This window comes from Nocardia alba NBRC 108234, assembly GCF_001612665.1.
In the GTDB taxonomy this organism is placed as follows: domain Bacteria; phylum Actinomycetota; class Actinomycetes; order Mycobacteriales; family Mycobacteriaceae; genus Nocardia; species Nocardia alba.
Genome location: NZ_BDAX01000062.1, coordinates 1 through 505 on the forward strand (window position 1 = coordinate 1; position 505 = coordinate 505).

Genomic DNA, 505 nt, shown 5'->3' on the forward strand with positions numbered 1-505 from the left:
AACCCTCTGATCGCGGCGAAGGAAGACACGACCGACTGGTCGACCGGGATCAGTTTGGTCAGCTCGGTCACTGATCTGTCGGATGCGATCTCGGGTGGTTCCTGGATCGAGGTCGGTCTCGGTGTCGTCGGTCTCGCCGGTGAAGCGGTGTCGCTGGTGGTCGATCCCCTCGGAACTCTGGCCGGGTACGGCGTGGGTTGGTTGATCGAACACTGCCAACCGTTGCAGGATGCCCTGGATTGGATAGCGGGTGATCCCGCGCAGATCGAGGCGTATGCCAAAACGTGGGACAACGTCGCGACCCGGATCAGCGAGGTAGCGACAGCTCAGAACGCGGCGGTCACCGCCGATGTCGCGGACTGGACCGGTCAAACAGCGACCGCCTACAAGTCGGCGGCGTCGAACACGACGAACCTGCTGGCCGCGGCCAATACCGCTGCGACTGCGGCGGCGTCGGCGATCCGGATGGCGGGTGGGATCGTGGCCGCGGTCCGTGAGATGGTGC

General features: G+C 65.0%; 1 protein-coding gene. It reads left to right on the plus strand.

Going from position 1 to position 505, the window contains the following annotated elements; translation table 11 throughout:
- Positions 1-505 (plus strand): WXG100 family type VII secretion target (locus NA12_RS34295; protein ID WP_218017158.1); only part of this gene is annotated, 505 nt, incomplete at both ends.